This window comes from Vibrio genomosp. F6, assembly GCF_005146325.1.
Taxonomy (GTDB): domain Bacteria; phylum Pseudomonadota; class Gammaproteobacteria; order Enterobacterales; family Vibrionaceae; genus Vibrio; species Vibrio cortegadensis.
In genome coordinates, this window is the sequence record NZ_SYUT01000016.1 from 162824 (window position 1) to 179880 (window position 17057).

At 42.7% G+C, this 17057-nt stretch carries 19 protein-coding genes; 10 read left to right on the forward strand and 9 right to left on the reverse strand.

Features of this window, described 5'->3' with window-relative positions:
* The first annotated feature begins 2 nt into the window (after positions 1-2).
* Positions 3-605, forward strand: coding sequence for a 3-isopropylmalate dehydratase small subunit (gene leuD / locus FCV43_RS05075; protein ID WP_017051142.1), 603 nt, complete (start codon positions 3-5; stop codon positions 603-605).
* Positions 606-756: 151 nt separating this feature from the next.
* On the forward strand, positions 757-1536 hold the full coding sequence (locus FCV43_RS05080) for a DUF547 domain-containing protein (protein ID WP_136994193.1): 780 nt from the start codon (positions 757-759) through the stop codon (positions 1534-1536).
* Between the two features lie 31 nt (positions 1537-1567).
* Here the strand turns inward: FCV43_RS05080 and FCV43_RS05085 are convergent, their stop codons facing one another.
* Together FCV43_RS05085 and djlA are read right to left on the reverse strand one after the other, a co-directional pair.
* Positions 1568-2104 carry a DUF924 family protein gene (locus tag FCV43_RS05085; protein ID WP_136994194.1) on the reverse strand — a complete coding sequence of 179 codons (537 nt, stop codon included), beginning with the start codon at positions 2102-2104 and terminating at the stop codon, positions 1568-1570.
* A gap of 13 nt (positions 2105-2117) precedes the next feature.
* Positions 2118-2963: a co-chaperone DjlA gene (gene djlA / locus FCV43_RS05090; protein WP_017051145.1), complete on the reverse strand. Its 846-nt coding sequence runs from the start codon at positions 2961-2963 to the stop codon at positions 2118-2120.
* A 152-nt stretch (positions 2964-3115) separates the two neighbouring features.
* Here djlA and lptD point away from each other — a divergent pair, with 152 nt between their 5' ends.
* The 6 genes from lptD to apaH all read left to right on the forward strand — a co-directional run bounded on the left by lptD (position 3116) and on the right by apaH (position 9902).
* The gene (gene lptD / locus FCV43_RS05095) at positions 3116-5458 is read left to right on the forward strand and encodes an LPS assembly protein LptD (RefSeq protein ID WP_017051146.1); all 2343 of its coding nucleotides are present in this window, start codon (positions 3116-3118) and stop codon (positions 5456-5458) included.
* Positions 5459-5532: 74 nt separating this feature from the next.
* On the forward strand, positions 5533-6822 hold the full coding sequence (gene surA / locus FCV43_RS05100) for a peptidylprolyl isomerase SurA (protein ID WP_113799565.1): 1290 nt from the start codon (positions 5533-5535) through the stop codon (positions 6820-6822).
* Positions 6822-7814, forward strand: coding sequence for a 4-hydroxythreonine-4-phosphate dehydrogenase PdxA (gene pdxA / locus FCV43_RS05105; RefSeq protein ID WP_017051148.1), 993 nt, complete (start codon positions 6822-6824; stop codon positions 7812-7814). Before surA ends, pdxA begins: the two co-directional genes overlap by 1 nt.
* Positions 7811-8626, forward strand: a complete 816-nt coding sequence (rsmA, locus tag FCV43_RS05110; RefSeq protein WP_017051149.1) for a 16S rRNA (adenine(1518)-N(6)/adenine(1519)-N(6))-dimethyltransferase RsmA — start codon at positions 7811-7813, stop codon at positions 8624-8626. The genes pdxA and rsmA overlap by 4 nt, the downstream gene beginning before the upstream one ends.
* A 71-nt stretch (positions 8627-8697) precedes the next feature.
* Positions 8698-9078, forward strand: coding sequence for a Co2+/Mg2+ efflux protein ApaG (gene apaG, locus FCV43_RS05115; RefSeq protein WP_017051150.1), 381 nt, complete (start codon positions 8698-8700; stop codon positions 9076-9078).
* A 20-nt stretch (positions 9079-9098) separates the two neighbouring features.
* Positions 9099-9902: a bis(5'-nucleosyl)-tetraphosphatase (symmetrical) ApaH gene (gene apaH, locus FCV43_RS05120; RefSeq protein ID WP_017051151.1), complete on the forward strand. Its 804-nt coding sequence runs from the start codon at positions 9099-9101 to the stop codon at positions 9900-9902.
* A gap of 69 nt (positions 9903-9971) precedes the next feature.
* Here apaH and folA read toward each other — a convergent pair whose 3' ends face one another.
* From folA to rplU, 6 genes are all read right to left on the reverse strand, one after another.
* Entirely contained in the window at positions 9972-10457 is a 486-nt protein-coding gene (folA, locus tag FCV43_RS05125; protein ID WP_136994195.1) for a type 3 dihydrofolate reductase, read from the reverse strand.
* Between the two features lie 38 nt (positions 10458-10495).
* Positions 10496-10975, reverse strand: coding sequence for a threonine/serine exporter family protein (locus FCV43_RS05130; RefSeq protein WP_017051153.1), 480 nt, complete (start codon positions 10973-10975; stop codon positions 10496-10498).
* Positions 10975-11742 (reverse strand): threonine/serine exporter family protein, encoded by a 768-nt coding sequence (locus FCV43_RS05135; protein WP_017051154.1) that lies wholly within the window; start codon positions 11740-11742, stop codon positions 10975-10977. Before FCV43_RS05135 ends, FCV43_RS05130 begins: the two co-directional genes overlap by 1 nt.
* Before the next feature lie 124 nt (positions 11743-11866).
* Positions 11867-13039 (reverse strand): Obg family GTPase CgtA, encoded by a 1173-nt coding sequence (gene cgtA, locus FCV43_RS05140; protein ID WP_017051155.1) that lies wholly within the window; start codon positions 13037-13039, stop codon positions 11867-11869.
* Between the two features lie 231 nt (positions 13040-13270).
* Positions 13271-13528, reverse strand: a complete 258-nt coding sequence (rpmA, locus tag FCV43_RS05145) for a 50S ribosomal protein L27 (protein WP_017051156.1) — start codon at positions 13526-13528, stop codon at positions 13271-13273.
* Positions 13529-13547: 19 nt separating this feature from the next.
* On the reverse strand, positions 13548-13859 hold the full coding sequence (rplU, locus tag FCV43_RS05150) for a 50S ribosomal protein L21 (RefSeq protein WP_017051157.1): 312 nt from the start codon (positions 13857-13859) through the stop codon (positions 13548-13550).
* A 268-nt stretch (positions 13860-14127) separates the two neighbouring features.
* Between rplU and ispB the strand changes: the two genes are divergently transcribed.
* A complete protein-coding gene (gene ispB / locus FCV43_RS05155; RefSeq protein ID WP_017051158.1) occupies positions 14128-15099 on the forward strand; it encodes an octaprenyl diphosphate synthase in 972 nt (323 codons plus the stop codon).
* A gap of 193 nt (positions 15100-15292) precedes the next feature.
* Here the strand turns inward: ispB and mdh are convergent, their stop codons facing one another.
* Positions 15293-16228, reverse strand: a complete 936-nt coding sequence (mdh, locus tag FCV43_RS05160; protein ID WP_017051159.1) for a malate dehydrogenase — start codon at positions 16226-16228, stop codon at positions 15293-15295.
* Between the two features lie 356 nt (positions 16229-16584).
* On the opposite strand from mdh, the gene argR reads away from it, so the two are divergent.
* A complete protein-coding gene (argR, locus tag FCV43_RS05165; RefSeq protein WP_017051160.1) occupies positions 16585-17055 on the forward strand; it encodes a transcriptional regulator ArgR in 471 nt (156 codons plus the stop codon).
* The last annotated feature ends 2 nt before the right edge of the window (positions 17056-17057 follow it).

Sequence of the window (17057 nt, forward strand, 5' to 3'; positions counted from 1 at the left end):
CTATGTCAGGTTTTAAGCAACATACAGGTCTAGTCGTTCCTTTAGATACGGCAAACATTGATACGGATGCCATCATACCAAAGCAATTTTTACAAAAAGTAAATCGCATTGGTTTTGGTAAACACCTATTTCATGATTGGCGTTTTCTTGATGATGCAGGTGAACAACCTAATCCAGAGTTTGTGATGAATGCCCCTCGCTATCAAGGCGCTACGGTTCTGCTTGCCCGTGAAAACTTTGGTTGTGGCTCCTCGCGTGAACACGCACCTTGGGCACTCGCGGATTATGGCATCCAAGTGATGATCGCCCCAAGTTTTGCTGATATTTTTTACGGCAACTCCATCAATAACCAAATGGTACCCGTTCGCTTAACGGAATCTGAAGTCGATGAGATCTTCCAGTTTATCGAAGCAAACGAAGGGGCTAAAGTTACAATAGATTTGGAAGCCATGTTAGTCACAGCGAATGGTAAGCAATACTCTTTTGAGATTGATGAATTCCGTCGCCACTGCTTATTGAATGGGTTAGATAATATTGGTTTAACGCTGCAACACGCGGATAAGATTGCTCAATACGAAACCTCTATTCCCAACTTTTTAAAATAGATAATTCGGTCATCGTTTTAAAGGTAAGAATAGCGATAAAGGTGAGTCATGTATGTGGCTCACCTTTTTCTTGTTTAACTTGAAATATAATACGAAGCGACAAGGTCTGATAAGTTAAGCTGTATCATTCAAATTACTAGTGGAGCCTTCAATGAAATACATTTTATCCATCCTCATCATTCTCTTCTCCACCTCTAGCCTTGCGGCGCCAAAATCTGACTTGTGGTCTTATTGGAATCAAAGTGACGAAACAAACACAGCCAAAATATCTCATCAATCTTGGCAGGAGATTTTAAATCAATACTTGAGCGTTGAAGGTGAAAACACCCTTTTTTCGTATGACAAAGTGACTATTGCCGATCAAAACAAACTCACGAATTATCTAAAGCAACTCGCGTCGCTGGATCCTCGCCACTATTCAAAAGACGAACAATATGCCTATTGGATCAACTTCTATAACGCCCTAACCGTCAACATCATCATCGAAAATTACCCGATAGAGTCAATAACCAAGCTTGGTGGGTTCTTCAGTTTTGGACCTTGGGGAGAGGACATCACGACGGTTGCAGGAAAAACGTTGACCTTAAATGATATTGAACACCGAATCTTGCGTCCAATCTGGCAAGATCCACGTACCCATTATGCCGTTAATTGCGCCAGTTTAGGTTGTCCAAATTTACAAGCTACAGCATTCCGCGCCGACAATGCCGAACAACTGCTTGAGCTCGCAGCGACTCAATACATTAATAGTGACAAAGGTGTTTTGCGACAAGGTAAGAACTTACAGCTCTCTTCGATATATGACTGGTTCATTGAGGATTTTGGTTCAGAAGAGATGTTATTTCAGCACTTAGGTTCCTATCGAAATGATCTTGCCGATTTCAAAGGAAAGATCACTTACGACTACGATTGGAACCTAAATAAAAAGTAAGTACGAAAGAATGAGCGTACGACTGCAACCATTAAAAGCGAGAGTTCGGTTGGGTTAAAAACTCAACCTCTTCAGCCGTTGAAGGGCGACCTAAAACATCATTACGATGAGGGTAACGCCCAAAACGCTCAATAATCACTTTGTGTTTATGTTCAAATTCAACGTTCCCTTCAAGACCATTCGATTCAAACAGCGCCACCGCTTGTTGATGAATTTTTAATGATTCACTATGCATGAAAGGCATGTATAAGAAACTACGCTGAATCGCCGTCAGTTGTTGATCACAGCCTTGCGCAATCGCCTCTTGAGCTAATCCTAATGCAAGTGGGTCAGCAGAGAACGCTTGTGCAGTATCTCGATATACATTGCGCGAGAACTGATCAAGAACAATGATCTCTGCTAAACGCCCTTCCGCACTATCCCTCCAGTCAAACAACTCACTTTGAGCAGCTTGAATCAACAAACCCCCAAAGCGCTGCTGAATACAAGAATCCAGTTCATCATTACGGCTGAACCAATCTGCGGGAGTCAACTCTTCAAACCAAAACGTCAGTACATCCTTATACATAGATAGCTCCTTGCTATTTAATGCCTTTCACTTTCTTAATTAAGTCATAAGCATTTTGGATCTCTTGTGCTTTCTCTTTTGCAACATTCATCATTTCTGGTGGTAAGCCTTTCGCCATCAACTTATCAGGGTGATGTTCGTTCATCAGTTTACGGTGAGCACGTTTAAGCTCTTTTGGCTCAGTATCTTCACTCACACCTAGTACATTATAGGCATCGGCCAATTGACTTGCTTGTGAGGCTTGTTGCCAATTACCTTGCTGGCCATGCCCACCTTGTTGACCACCACCCTGCTGAAAACGAAACGCGGCCTCTTGCATGTGCAAACGACGTTCTAGTTGTTCAGCAGAAAATCCAAGACCTTGCGCTATTTTATGTAAAACACTGCGCTCACTCGGATCGAGTTGACCATCTGCAAATGCGGCGGAGATTTGTAATTCTAAGAAGAACTGCATTAAATCAAAACGCCCTCCCGTCGAAACACGGACGCGTTGTAGCACTTCATCTAAAGGGAAATCTGACTCTTTACCATCACGAAATGCATCTTGCGCCGCTTTCCGTTGTTCGCCATGAAGATTCATGCGTTCCATCATGGTTGAAGCTAATTGGATCTCTTCACGTGTAACTTGGCCTTTTGCTTTTGCTACATGTCCCATCACCGAAAATGCGGCTTTAAAGAACTCGTTCTGACGCTCCACTTGGCTTGGCCCTGAACCAAAACCAGCCGTTCTAAAGCCGGCCTGATTTAAGCGACGAGCTTTGTCAAATTGATGACCTAGAAAAAGTCCGAACATGGCGCCCAACGGGCCACCAAATAAAAAACCAAAAAAGGCGCCAAGAATTTTGCCAAAAATCTGCATTATGTGTTCTCTATCTATGAATTTTTTAGGAGTAATGTGGTCTTATAGTGCTGGATGCATTTATTTCCTTTATCATAAGGGAGATAATTTTTTCTCATTTCGGTTGTATGTTAAACAACCGCTAAGTTAGTGACAAAGGATAGTTCAATTCAATGCAATGTTTTTCCCGCACCTTTTTAGCCGCTTCTATTAGCGCCGCTTTGTTAGTGCCAACCGCCCAGGCAGAAACTACCGCAACTGATAGTGTGCAGGAAATGCCCTCTACAGATCAATGTTTGATCGACTCTTCTGTCAATTCTAATGCGAATCAAGAGCCTATTGTTGTCACTGCCGATAGCTTAGAAGCGATTAATGGCGATAAAGCTTCATACTCTGGTGACGTCAAAATCACTCAAGGCCAGAAGGTTATTTCTGCCGATAAAATCACACTGCATCAACAAGATAACATTGCAATAGCTGAAGGTAATGTGCATTTTACTGATGGGCAATTTGAAGCCAATTCGACCCGCGTAACTAGCGATTTAGCCAGCAATGAGTTTGAATTAGAAAATACTCAATATAACTTTGTTTGCCAACAAGGTCGTGGGGATGCCGTTTATATCTCAAAAACAGGTAAAGCGGTTTACCAATTACAAGATGGTTCTATCACCTCATGTCCCGATGGTGACAATTCATGGCGCATGGTTGCATCTGAAATCAAAGTCGATCAAAACGAAGAGAGCGCCACATTCTATCACCCAAGATTTGAAGTGCTCGATGTCCCTATTTTCTATGCCCCTTATATAACGGTACCAATCGGTAATACAAGAAAGACGGGCTTCTTATTCCCAAGCATCGCTTATGGTTCTAGTGATGGTTTTGAATTTGAGATGCCATTTTATTGGAATATTGCTCCGGATTATGATGCCACCATTACCACGCTTTATATGCAAGAGCGTGGAACAAAGTTTGATGCTGACTTCCGCTACCTAACCGATGGATTTGGTGAAGGTGAGATTAAAACCGAATATTTAGGTTCAGATAGAAAATATACCGACCCAGGTGAGCGTTGGGCTTTTCAATATAAACACGACGGTATCATCAATAGCAACTGGAGGGTCATGGCAGACTACTCTCAAGTCAGTGATAACGATTATTTCCGTGATTTAGACTCTGATATTGGTAAGCGTGAAGATGGCCAACTCATGCAAGAAGGCGCGGTATTTTATCGCTCACAATTTTGGGATATGTCACTGCAAGTTCGTGATTTCCAAGTCTTAGTTGACGATAGTTCACCCTACCGACTACTGCCGCAGGTTGGCTTTAATTATTACACACCTCTTTGGGGGAACTACGTTAACTTTGATCTAAAGAGTCAAGTTAGCCGCTTTGATACTAATGACAAAGCCAAACCATCGGCTACTCGTGCTCATATAGAGCCCGGAATTACCATTCCCCTATCAAATACATGGGCGAGTTGGACAACCGAAGCTCGAGTCTTAGCAACCTACTATCAGCAAGATCTAGATAGCATCACACAAGATACCAACAATCTAAAAAATAGCTTAGATGAGAGAGTTTCTCGCGTCATTCCAGAGTTTCGAACTCATGCAGGAATTTATCTAGAGCGTGAAACTCAAATATTTGATGGCTATGTACAAAGTTTAGAGCCACAAGTTCAATACTTATACGTACCAGATGAAGATCAAACCAATATTTATAACTACGATACAACTCTGCTACAAACCGACTATTACGGACTGTTCCGCAGTCGTAAATACAGCAGTGTTGATAAAGTCGCACCAGCAAACCAAGTCAGCTATGGCGCAAGTACTCGCTTTTTTGATGAGAGCTACAAAGAGCGTCTGAACATCTCATTTGGTCAGATTTACTACATCGATAAGACCACTAAAATCGCGTCGAATGAAGAGTCATCATCCAACTATTCATCATGGGCGATTGAAACCGATTTTAACTATGATGACTTCCTATTTTATCATGGTGGCATGCAGTACGACATTGACTTAGGTTCAATGCAACTGGCTAACAGCACTTTTGAATACCAATTTAAAAAGGGCTTTATCCAGACAAACTATCGCTACGTAACCAAAGAGTACATTGAAGATACCATTGAGTTTACTGACCTAAACAAAGTGACAAAAGATGGTATATCCCAAGCTGGGATCTTAGGCGCTTACAATATTGATTCTAAATGGACAATTAGCGGTCAGTATTACCATGATCTAACTGAAGATGTGGAACTTGAGTGGCTAGCCAATTTGCGTTACCGCTCTGATTGTTGGTATATCGCCTTCACTTACTCAAACCAGATTCGAGGCTGGAATAAAGCAGTCATTGGCTCTGAAGGCTCAAAACCGGATTATGAAAACAACATTGGCATCAACTTTGGTATTGAAGGTTTTGCAACCAATAGCTCAGCCCGAACTGAATTAAGAGATATTGATACTTCAGATAATGCGATCACTTACGGTAGACCTTTTTATCTAAACAATTAATGCTCTAAGTATTAACTAAATTACTATTTTGGCTTACTTCTAATGAGGTAAGCCCCAACAAAATGAGACTTTGAATGAAATCGTGGAAATGTACTCTATTGAGTCTATTGGCAACTCTTAATATGGCACAAGCGAATGCTGCCCCTGTCGAGCTTGATAAAGTGGCGGTTATTGTCAATGAAAGTGTCGTATTGCAGAGCGATATTGATGCATCACTGAAGACACTGCGTGCCAATGCGAAGAAAAACAACCAAACGTTACCAAGCGAAGCTGTATTACGTGAACAGGTTATTGAGAAACTCATTCTCGATACAATTCAAACCCAAGAAGCCGATCGTATTGGGGTTCGTATTGATGATAACCGTCTGAACGAAGCGATTGCTGAAATTGCAAAAGAGAATAACCAAACCATTGAACAACTCAGCGCTTCTATTGCGGCTGAAGGGTTAAGCTACCCTGCGTTTCGCGAGCAAGTTCGTAAAGAAATCGCAGCCAGTGAAGCGCGTAATGCACTGGTTCGCCGCCGCATTAACATTCTTCCAGCGGAAGTGGATAACCTTGCGAATATCCTAGCTCAAGAAACGAATGCAACCGTACAATACAAAATTGGCCATATTCAGCTACGATTTAATGACCAGCAAGAGAAGTCAGAGATCGAAGAACAAGCAAATCAACTTGCAGAAAAACTCGCCAATGGCGCTGATTTCAGCACAATGGCTTACACCTACTCTAAAGGCCCAAAAGCGCTACAAGGCGGTGATTGGGGTTGGATGCGTAAAGAAGAGATGCCAACGATCTTTGCCGATCAAATTAAGCTACAGAATAAAGGCAGCATCATCGGCCCATTTAGAAGTGGTGTCGGCTTTCATATCCTAAAAATTGAAGACATTAAAGGGCTAGAGACTGTTGCCGTTACGGAAGTGAATGCTCGTCATATATTGATTAAGCCGACCTTAATCCTTAGCGATGAAGGTGTTAAGAAAGAGCTATTAAACATCACGCAACGTATCAATTCTGGAGAAGCTACATTTGCGGATCTTGCTCAACAATATAGCCAAGACCCTGGTTCTGCTGCTCAAAATGGTGAGCTGGGATACCAAACGCCAGATCTTTATGTTCCAGAATTCAAACATCAAATAGAAACGTTGCCAGTCAACAAAATCAGCGAACCATTTAAAACGGTTCATGGATGGCATATTGTGGAAGTTCTTGATCGCAGAGAAGTAGACAAAACCGATTCAGCATTGAAAAACAAAGCATACCGCATCCTTTTCAATCGCAAATTTAACGAAGAAGCAGGGGCATGGATGCAAGAAATTCGTGCGAGTGCATTTGTTGAAATGGCTGAAGCTAAGGAGCAATAATGGCAATTACTCGACGCATAGTCGTAACCGCTGGTGAACCAGCAGGTATAGGACCAGATCTCGTACTTGCATTGTCACGAGAATCTTGGACTCATCAAATTGTCGTATGTGCTGATAAAAACTTATTAAATCAAAGAGCTCGTGAGCTAAATATTGATGTTGAACTCATCGATTATGACTCAACGTTAGCCGCTCAGCCACAAAAAGCAGGCTCTTTGATTGTTGATCATCTACCCTTGGCGGCACCTGTCGTCGCCGGAGCTTTAGATGAAGCGAATGGACATTACGTATTAAATACATTAGAAAGAGCCGCGACAGGCTGTATGAATGATGAATTTGATGCTATTGTCACCGGCCCTGTTCACAAGGGAGTAATTAACCGAGCTGGCGTTGCTTTTAGCGGCCATACTGAGTTTTTTGCTGAAAAGTCCAATACACCACTAGTAGTGATGATGTTGGCAACCGAAGGGTTACGAGTTGCTCTGGTTACAACTCATATCCCACTCGCTTACGTCTCGAAAGCGGTCACGGAAGAACGTCTTGAGAAAATCATCAAGATTTTGCATCAAGATTTAGTCGAGAAGTTTGCTATAGAAAACCCATCAATCTACGTCTGTGGCTTAAACCCGCATGCAGGAGAAGATGGCTGTTTAGGACGTGAAGAGATCGAAACGATCACTCCAACGCTAGATAAAATTCGACAACAAGATGGTATAAATTTGATTGGTCCATTGCCAGCAGACACCATCTTTAATGACAAGTATTTGCAAGATGCAGATGCTGTTTTAGGAATGTATCACGATCAAGTACTGCCTGTATTGAAATACAAAGGCTTTGGTCGCTCAGTAAACATTACTCTTGGGCTACCTTTTATCAGAACATCGGTAGACCACGGTACTGCTTTAGATTTGGCTGGGACAGGCCAAGCGGATACAGGGAGCTTTAGAACAGCGCTCACGCACGCGATTGAATTAGTAGAGAATAAACAATGAGAAATGATGTCCACTTAGGACACAAAGCGCGTAAACGTTTTGGTCAAAACTTCCTTCATGATCCTTATATCATTGACGGTATCGTATCAGCTATCAATCCACTTCCAGGTCAAAACCTAGTGGAAATTGGCCCTGGACTTGGTGCCATCACTGAGCCTGTTGGTCGTGAAGTTGATAAATTTACAGTTATCGAGCTTGACCGAGACCTCGCAGAACGCCTTCGCAACCACCCTGAATTGGCAGATAAACTGACCATTCATGAAGGTGATGCTATGCGTTTCGATTTTGAACAGTTAGTGAAACCAAATAACAAACTGCGTATTTTTGGTAACTTGCCATACAACATTTCAACGCCTCTAATGTTCCATCTCTTTGAGTTTCATAAAGATATTCAAGATATGCACTTCATGCTACAAAAAGAAGTGGTGAACCGTTTAGCGGCCGGGCCTGGCAGTAAAGCTTATGGTCGTTTAACCGTAATGGCACAATACTTTTGTAAAGTGGTTCCGGTTCTGGAAGTGCCGCCAACGGCATTCATCCCACCACCAAAAGTGGATTCAGCTGTCGTGCGCTTAATGCCATACGAAGTGTTACCTTACCCTGCGAAGAACCTAAAATGGTTAGATCGCGTATGTCGCGAAGGTTTCAACCAGCGTCGTAAAACGGTTCGTAATTGCTACAAAACGCTTCTTAGTACAGAAATTTTGGAAGAGTTGGGCGTTAACCCTAGCATGCGTCCAGAGAATTTAACGCTAAAACAGTTTGTTGATATGGCAAACTGGCTTGAAGATAATCACGCCGTTTCAAATTAAAATAAAGGGTTCTAAATTAGATTTAGAACCCTTTTTCTATCGGCTAGCAATCCCCTTTATAGGAGAATGACATGGACGTATCCATCCCTTGTATAAAGTGCCAAGTTCAAACCAGATACATTGAAGAGCAATCTCAGCCAGAACAGAAACGCTACGTCTTTGCTTATTTAATGACCATCCGAAACCTCAGCACTCAAACGGTTCAACTTATTAGCCGTCAGTGGCTGATCACCGATGCCAATGGAAAGCAGCTTGTGATTGAAGGGGATGGTGTGGTTGGCCAACAACCATTTATTGATGCAAACGACGAGTATAGCTATAGCAGCGGAACGGCAATTGAAACCCCTGTTGGAGTCATGCAAGGAAAATACATCATGCGTGATGAGCACGGGCAAGAGTTTGCTGCTGAAATTGATCCATTCCGCTTAGCGATTCCCAACATCCTAAATTAACGCCAGATAGAGAGCCATTTATGTCCACATATGTCGTTGGAGATATACAGGGTTGCTACGATGAATTACGTCAGCTTTTAGATACGGTCTCTTTTGACACGAATCAAGATACGCTTTGGCTTGCGGGTGACCTTGTGGCTCGTGGTCCAAAATCACTTGAAACATTGCGATTCGTAAAATCACTAGGTAGCGCAGCCAAAGTGGTGCTTGGTAATCATGATCTCCACCTTCTCGCAATCTCAATTGGTATACATCCGATCAAGGAAAAAGATAGAACAGCCGATATTTTTGATGCCCCTGATAAAGATGAGCTCTTCCATTGGCTACGTAAACAGCCTCTTTTAGCTGAACATGATGAATTTGTTATGTGCCATGCTGGCGTCTCACCACAATGGAATTTGGAACAGGCAAGAGCAGCAGCCAAAGAGATTGAAGAGGTATTGTCTAGTGCCCAGTGGCGTTGGTTACTCACGAATATGTACGATAACAAACCCGATTTGTGGGATGACAACCTGGCAGGAATAGAGCGTTACCGTTACATTATTAACGCTTATACCAGAATGCGTTTCTGCTTTAATGACATGCGTTTAGATATGGAGTGTAAACTCCCCCCTAATGAACTCAATGACGACAAGCTTATGCCTTGGTTCAAACTTCCACAACGAGTCGCCTTTGAAAAGCCTATTCTGTTTGGTCACTGGGCTGCACTTGAGGGATACTCTGGGGAGGATGTCATCGGGTTAGATACAGGCTGTGTTTGGGGTGGTCACTTAACTATGATCAGATGGGAAGATAAACAATTTTTTACTCAGCCAGCACTATAACTTCGCCGTGAATATAGCGTCCTAAAGATGATAATGATGCCCTGTAGACTCACAGGGCATAAAAAGCGATTAACCACGCTCTAGCGTAACAAATCTCATGTCATAAGCATTTTTATCGTCAGCTGCATAGCTTTCTGAATATGACTCAATCCAACCCCGTCCCCATTCAGGAAATTGAGTATCACCACCTTCAATATCGGTATCGATAAATGTTAGATATAATTTATCTGCCTGGCTGAGGTAGGTCTCATAAATGGATCCTCCACCAATAACCATTAGCTCTGCACAATCACCGGCCGCTTCTTTCGCCGCTTCCATAGATGTCACGGTCACAACACCATCAATCTTTAAGTCAGGATCTCGGCTGATCACAATATTTTTACGGCCTGGCAAAGGGCGACCAATAGAATCATAGGTTTTTCGCCCCATCACAATAGGCTTACCTAAAGTACTGCGTTTGAACCAAGCAAAATCAGCAGGCAAGTGCCATGGCATCTGATTATCTTTTCCAATAACACGTTCATTAGCCATAGCGGCAATCATACTGATGATCATCATAATCCTATTTTAGTGAGTTCATGGTTAGCGATAGGCTACACAATGGGTCTGCGACGATAGAATAGCAACCCTGGTACCGCTAATCCAATCGCAAGACCTGCGATAATGAACATCGCCTTCAAAAAGTTTTCCATTAAAGTGGCGACGAGTTCTGGGGTGTACCCCATATGATTAATTTCAACCATAGCAATCATCGCTTTAAATGCGAAGACTCCTGGAACCATAGGAATCAAAGCCGCAACGGTAAACACCTTAGGATGAGCTAAAAATTTGTGCGACCAATGGACACCTACCATGCCGACAATGGTGGCTGCGAAAAAGGTGGCCCACTCAATAGGAATACCGAACTGCATCATTAAATAGCGACTTCCGTGACCAATAGAGCCACCAAGCGCACAGTAAATTAATGCTTTCTGCGGCACATTAAACACCAGTGCAAAGCCAACGGCAGGAATAGCGGCAAAAAACATATCGTTCAGCAGCCCGAGAAGTAAATCCATCAATTGATAATCCATTATCCAACCCACCCCCACACTCCGGTTAAACTCATTGCTGCAACAATGCCTAAACTTGTGGCTAAGGTTAATAAGCTCGCCATAACAAATCGTGCAATGCCCATATTAATATGCCCTTTAAGCATATCGGCAACAGCATTAATCAGCGGAAAACCGGGAACAAGCATTAATACAGAAGAAGCCATGACAATCTCAGGCAAATTACCAATGTTATACAACACCGCTTGGGCTGAAATAGCACTGGTCACAAAAGCCGTCGCGGCAAAGTTCATTAGAGGGTTAAAGTGTCGATGCCCGATCTCTTGACGAACAATCATTCCAGAGGAAGAAGCAAGAAATGTCATCGCAAAAACAGACCAGTCACCACCGGCCAAATGACTAAATGAAGCGCAAGATAAACCAATCATGAGTACGACAAGCCAGCGGTTATAACGCTCGGGACTTATCTCATTCAGTTTTTTCTGAGCAAGGGAGTAATCTACAATGCCTTTTTCAAGCATAATGCAGATCCTTTGGATCTGAGTGACCGCTCGCATGTTGATCCCACGATCAGGACAACTTCGGGTTGTTGTGATGCAGTGATCATCCATCATAGTTGTTACCACAAGTGAGTTAGCGGAAAGCGCGACTTCCACTTCATCCATTCCACTTGCGAGTCCAATTCGACGCATAATGTCACCAACTAATGCGCTTTCAGCTCCGTGAGCCAACAACATTTGCCCTGCTTGAGCAATCAATCGCGACGTTGCTCTCTGTTTTGATGCCATGAATCCTTCCATTTGGCCAATTATTCAATAAGAGCAGTAGTCTGCATGAAAAATAGCTTACGGGATATGATATAGATACAAAAAAACCGCAATTCACATTGCGGTTTTAGTCAACTAGCTGAAGTTAGTCACGAACGTAGACAACATGGCCGTCATCTTCTTCGTCATCCCAATCTTCATCATCCCAATCATCTTCCGTTACGACGTCTTTACCGCTCATCGCATCTTTATGGTAATCATCCCACATGAAGTCAACTTTTTCGTCTTCACTTAGCACTAATGCTTCTTTAGGTAGATTTTCCATGAAGGTAGACAACTTGAAGCACAGCTCTTTAGTGCCTTGCTTGTTTACTGCTGAAATCTTGAAGTACTCATCTTCCCAACCAAGAGCATCAAGAACACTTTGAATGATCTTGTCAGCTTCTTCTTCAGGCATTAAGTCAACTTTGTTGAACACTAACCAGCGAGGTTTTTCTGCCACTTTTTCACTGTATTGCTCTAGCTCATCAATGATCGTCAGTGCATTCTGAATAGGATCTGATTGATCAATTGGCATGATGTCGATCATGTGCAGAAGAACGCGGCAACGTTCAAGGTGCTTCAAGAAACGAATACCCAAACCGGCACCGTCAGCAGCGCCTTCAATTAGACCCGGGATATCGGCAACAACAAAGCTACGCTCAGGAACGACACTCACCACACCCAAGCTTGGAATTAACGTAGTAAATGGGTAATCGGCAACTTTTGGTTTCGCTGCTGATACAGAACGAATAAAGGTTGATTTACCTGCGTTAGGCAAACCTAGCATACCAACATCAGCCAGTAGCAATAGCTCTAATCGCAGTTCTCGAACTTCACCTTTAGTACCTAAAGTCTTCTGACGAGGAGCTCGGTTCACTGACGACTTAAAGCGAGTGTTACCTAGACCGTGCCAGCCGCCTTTAGCAACCATGATTTTTTTGCCGTGTTCAGCAACTTCACCCACCACTTCATTGGTGTGGATATCAACAGCACGAGTACCAACAGGTACGCGTAATACTTTGTCTTTACCACGCTTACCAGTACAGTTACCGCCGCTACCATTAGTGCCACGCTCAGCCTTATGGAAACGTTCGAAACGGTAGTCAACAAGAGTATTTAGGTTCTCGTCAGCTTGGATATAAACATCGCCGCCATCACCGCCATCGCCGCCATCAGGGCCGCCTTTAGCAACAAATTTTTCACGCCAAAAACTAACAACGCCGCTACCGCCGTCGCCCGCTTCTACTTTTACTGTCGATTCATCAACAAATTTCATCTTTTACTCCGCATTTTGTGCGTTGCAATATCATCCAACTAAGCATGATATAAATTCTAGCAGATCCGAGAATCAATAGATCGATCACCTCAAAACTATTGTTCACCTGCGAAAGGAACAAAAAGGAAGATAAGCTCATCATTATGAACAGTGATCTTACTTTTTGTTCTCTCTATAAATAAAAAACCCCGCCTAAAGGCAGGGCTTTTGAATTCAGCTTGAAACTAAGAATTACTCAGAATCGATGCTTACGAATTTACGGTTTTTAGGACCTTTAACTTCAAATTTCACTTTACCTTCAGTAAGAGCGAAAAGAGTATGGTCTTTACCGATGCCAACGTTTGTGCCAGCGTGGAACTTAGTACCACGTTGACGAACGATGATGTTACCTGCAAGAACAGATTCACCACCAAAACGCTTAACACCAAGACGTTTGCTTTCTGAATCGCGGCCGTTATTAGTAGAACCGCCAGCTTTTTTGTGTGCCATTGTAGAACTCTCCTAATACTTAAGCGTTGATGCCAGTGATTTTCACTTCAGTGAACCACTGACGGTGGCCTTGCTGCTTACGAGAGTGCTTACGACGACGGAACTTAACGATTTTAACTTTATCGCCACGACCGTGTTGTACTACTTCAGCAGTAATTTTACCGCCCTCTACTAGAGGTGCGCCAACTGAGATTTCTTCACCGTTTGCAATTAGTAGAACTTTATCAAATTCAACTGTTGCGCCAGTTTCAACGTCTAATTTCTCTAAACGAAGGGTTTGACCTTCGCTTACTCGGTGTTGTTTACCACCAGATTGGAAAACAGCGTACATATTTTACTCCGCTTTTTCCGCACAGCCTATGGTTGTTATTTGAACAACTCGGGTGTGCGCTAAACTAATCAATAGGGCGCAGATTCTACGTGAACCATACGTCTATGACAAGCCATATTTTAAAATAATTGGCGAAAAGCTAATCGCCAAAGAAAAGTGCGGCAATCATGCCCTTTAGTGATGTATTAATCAACGTTTTTTAGTGTACTATTCGTAAATTAAATAGAACAAATAAACCTTACAGGGTCTAACCTCAGCCGGGTATATAATGGATTTTAAAGCTATCCAAACGCTTACTGCCGATGATATGGCAAAAGTGAATGAAACAATTCAAGCTCAACTCAATTCTGATGTAAGTTTAATCAACCAATTAGGCTTTTATATTGTGAGTGGCGGTGGCAAACGCCTACGCCCACTGCTTGCGATACTATCGGCAAAAGCCTTGGGATATCAGGGAGAAGCGCACACGACAGCGGCCGCATTTATTGAATTCATCCATACAGCAACCTTGCTGCATGACGATGTTGTTGATGAATCTGACATGCGACGTGGCAAAGCAACCGCTAATGCCGCCTTTGGTAATGCTGCTAGTGTTTTAGTCGGTGACTTTATCTATACCCGTTCATTCCAGATGATGACAGGGCTAGGATCATTAAAGATCCTTGGGCTCATGAGTGAAGCGGTGAATGTCATTGCAGAAGGTGAAGTTCTGCAATTAATGAACTGTAACGATCCCAATACCACTGAAGAGAGTTACATGCAGGTCATCTACTCTAAAACCGCGCGCCTCTTTGAAGCCGCGACTCAGATTGGGGCCATTTTGACTGATTCTTCTACTGAAATTGAAGTCGCCTTGCAAAACTACGGTAAATACCTAGGCACTGCATTCCAACTGATTGACGATGTGATGGATTACACCTCTGATGGCGAAGATATGGGAAAAAATGTGGGGGATGACCTTGCAGAAGGCAAACCTACTCTTCCTTTGCTTTACGCAATGCGCCACGGAAACCCAGAGCAAGCTGAAATGATTAAAGAAGCTATCGAGCAATCCAATGGCATAGATAAGCTAGATGCAATTCTAGAAACAATGAAGCAAACCGGCGCTTTGGAATACACCACTGATAAAGCACATGAAGAAGCAGACAAAGCGATTCTTGAACTCTCGATTCTACCTGAGTCTGAATATAAGCAGGCGTTAATTACCCTTGCTCATTTAGCCGTGAATCGAACCAAGTAAGTTCAGTTAAGAGGTACAGCCAAACGCTCCTTTGTCATTCGAAATACAAAAAAGCCTATATGACCTCTCACCAGTGAGATCATATAGGCTTTTTTATTTTTAGCGTACACAAAATAAAAAAGCCGACCATAGGCCGACTTCAATTCAATAACTGCCTTCCAATATAGAAAGTATAGAAAGCTGTCTTTTGGTGCTATTTAGCGAATTCAACACCTGTCGCAATGTCACCATTTAACGTTTCTAGCATGCCGTCTAGTGCTGCTTTTTCAAACTCACTCAGCTCACCGTAGCTTAAGATTGCTTCTGCACCCTCTTTACCTAGCTTAACGGGTTGTGCGAAGAATGGAGCATGTTCGCCTTCACCTTCAACATAAGCGCATTCGATGACATTCTCTTCACCTTGCAAGCCTTTAACAAGAGCAAGACCAAAACGACAAGCCGCTTGTCCCATTGAAAGTGTCGCACTACCACCACCCGCTTTAGCTTCCACAACTTCAGTACCCGCATTCTGGATACGTTTTGTCAGTGCAGCCACTTCTTCATCGCTAAATTCCACACCTTCTACTTGAGAAAGAAGAGGAAGGATCGTTACGCCAGAGTGGCCACCGATAACAGGAACACGAACATCGCCTGGATCTTTATCTTTCAGTGCTGCAACAAAAGTTTCTGAACGGATCACATCAAGAGTCGTGATACCAAATAAACGGCGCTTATCATAAACACCCGCTTTTTTAAGCACTTCAGCGGCAATAGGCACCGTAGTGTTTACAGGGTTTGTAATGATACCAACACAAGCTTTTGGACAAACTTGTGCAATTTTTTCAGTCAGAGACTTAACGATACCGGCATTGACATTAAAAAGATCCGCACGATCCATCCCAGGTTTACGAGCGATACCTGCAGAGATCAATACAACATCAGCCCCTTCAAGAGCAGGAGTTGGATCTTCGCCAGCATAACCTTTGATCGATACAGGAGTTGGAATATGACTAAGATCAGCAGCAACACCAGGTGTAACCGGAGCGATATCGTAAAGGGCTAGATCTGAACCAGCAGGAAGACGGTTCTTAAGTAGTAGGGCTAGAGCTTGACCGATGCCACCAGCGGCACCAATAACAGCAACTTTCATTATAGTTCTCCTTGAGAATGGATCTCTTATAAATATATTTGTAGGTTTTTTGTATATTGGATGAATAGAAAATTATAGTAATCACATACTGATTACAATCAATTAACTTCAGCTTTGCGACCTCGCTCAAACCAATATATAGGCAATAAAAACGTGCTACACAGAAGAACGAGATTATGAACTTAAATTAATAATGTCACAACGGAATACCACCGAACGGAAAGAAGCATTTTATAAAGGTTTTACAGTGATATTAATAACAGATTTCAGGGATAGTTTGGTTAATCCCTCATATCTATGTCAGAATGCGCGGCTGTGGATATATGTGTTTTCTCAGCGGGATATAAGACAGAACTATGCGCAATACAGAAAAACAAGATAACTTAGTTCGAGCTTTCAAAGCCTTACTAAAAGAAGAGAAATTTGGCTCACAAGGTGAGATCGTAGACGCTCTAAAACATGAAGGTTTTGAGAGTATCAACCAATCGAAAGTATCTCGGATGCTTACCAAGTTTGGAGCAGTTCGTACACGCAATGCCAAAATGGAAATGGTGTACTGCTTACCTGCTGAGTTGGGTGTCCCTACGGTATCAAGCTCCTTACGTGAACTTGTTCTCGATATTGATCATAACAATGCGATTGTTGTTATTCATACCGGACCAGGTGCCGCTCAACTTATCGCACGTTTACTTGATTCTTTAGGTAAGTCAGAAGGCATTTTAGGTGTCGTAGCTGGAGATGATACTATTTTCATTACTCCAACTCTCAACGTTACCACTGAGCAATTATTCGACTCAGTATGCGATCTGTTTGATTACGCAGGCTAACT

Excerpts from the sequence above, each read along its gene's own strand:
- leuD (WP_017051142.1), top strand. The coding sequence starts at position 3 with ATGTCAGGTTTTAAGCAACATACAGGTCTAGTCGTTCCTTTAGATACG.
- FCV43_RS05080 (WP_136994193.1), top strand. The coding sequence starts at position 757 with ATGAAATACATTTTATCCATCCTCATCATTCTCTTCTCCACCTCTAGC.
- FCV43_RS05085 (WP_136994194.1), bottom strand. The coding sequence starts at position 2,104 with ATGTATAAGGATGTACTGACGTTTTGGTTTGAAGAGTTGACTCCCGCA.
- djlA (WP_017051145.1), bottom strand. The coding sequence starts at position 2,963 with ATGCAGATTTTTGGCAAAATTCTTGGCGCCTTTTTTGGTTTTTTATTT.
- lptD (WP_017051146.1), top strand. The coding sequence starts at position 3,116 with ATGCAATGTTTTTCCCGCACCTTTTTAGCCGCTTCTATTAGCGCCGCT.
- surA (WP_113799565.1), top strand. The coding sequence starts at position 5,533 with ATGAAATCGTGGAAATGTACTCTATTGAGTCTATTGGCAACTCTTAAT.
- pdxA (WP_017051148.1), top strand. The coding sequence starts at position 6,822 with ATGGCAATTACTCGACGCATAGTCGTAACCGCTGGTGAACCAGCAGGT.
- rsmA (WP_017051149.1), top strand. The coding sequence starts at position 7,811 with ATGAGAAATGATGTCCACTTAGGACACAAAGCGCGTAAACGTTTTGGT.
- apaG (WP_017051150.1), top strand. The coding sequence starts at position 8,698 with ATGGACGTATCCATCCCTTGTATAAAGTGCCAAGTTCAAACCAGATAC.
- apaH (WP_017051151.1), top strand. The coding sequence starts at position 9,099 with ATGTCCACATATGTCGTTGGAGATATACAGGGTTGCTACGATGAATTA.
- folA (WP_136994195.1), bottom strand. The coding sequence starts at position 10,457 with ATGATCATCAGTATGATTGCCGCTATGGCTAATGAACGTGTTATTGGA.
- FCV43_RS05130 (WP_017051153.1), bottom strand. The coding sequence starts at position 10,975 with ATGGATTATCAATTGATGGATTTACTTCTCGGGCTGCTGAACGATATG.
- FCV43_RS05135 (WP_017051154.1), bottom strand. The coding sequence starts at position 11,742 with ATGGCATCAAAACAGAGAGCAACGTCGCGATTGATTGCTCAAGCAGGG.
- cgtA (WP_017051155.1), bottom strand. The coding sequence starts at position 13,039 with ATGAAATTTGTTGATGAATCGACAGTAAAAGTAGAAGCGGGCGACGGC.
- rpmA (WP_017051156.1), bottom strand. The coding sequence starts at position 13,528 with ATGGCACACAAAAAAGCTGGCGGTTCTACTAATAACGGCCGCGATTCA.
- rplU (WP_017051157.1), bottom strand. The coding sequence starts at position 13,859 with ATGTACGCTGTTTTCCAATCTGGTGGTAAACAACACCGAGTAAGCGAA.
- ispB (WP_017051158.1), top strand. The coding sequence starts at position 14,128 with ATGGATTTTAAAGCTATCCAAACGCTTACTGCCGATGATATGGCAAAA.
- mdh (WP_017051159.1), bottom strand. The coding sequence starts at position 16,228 with ATGAAAGTTGCTGTTATTGGTGCCGCTGGTGGCATCGGTCAAGCTCTA.
- argR (WP_017051160.1), top strand. The coding sequence starts at position 16,585 with ATGCGCAATACAGAAAAACAAGATAACTTAGTTCGAGCTTTCAAAGCC.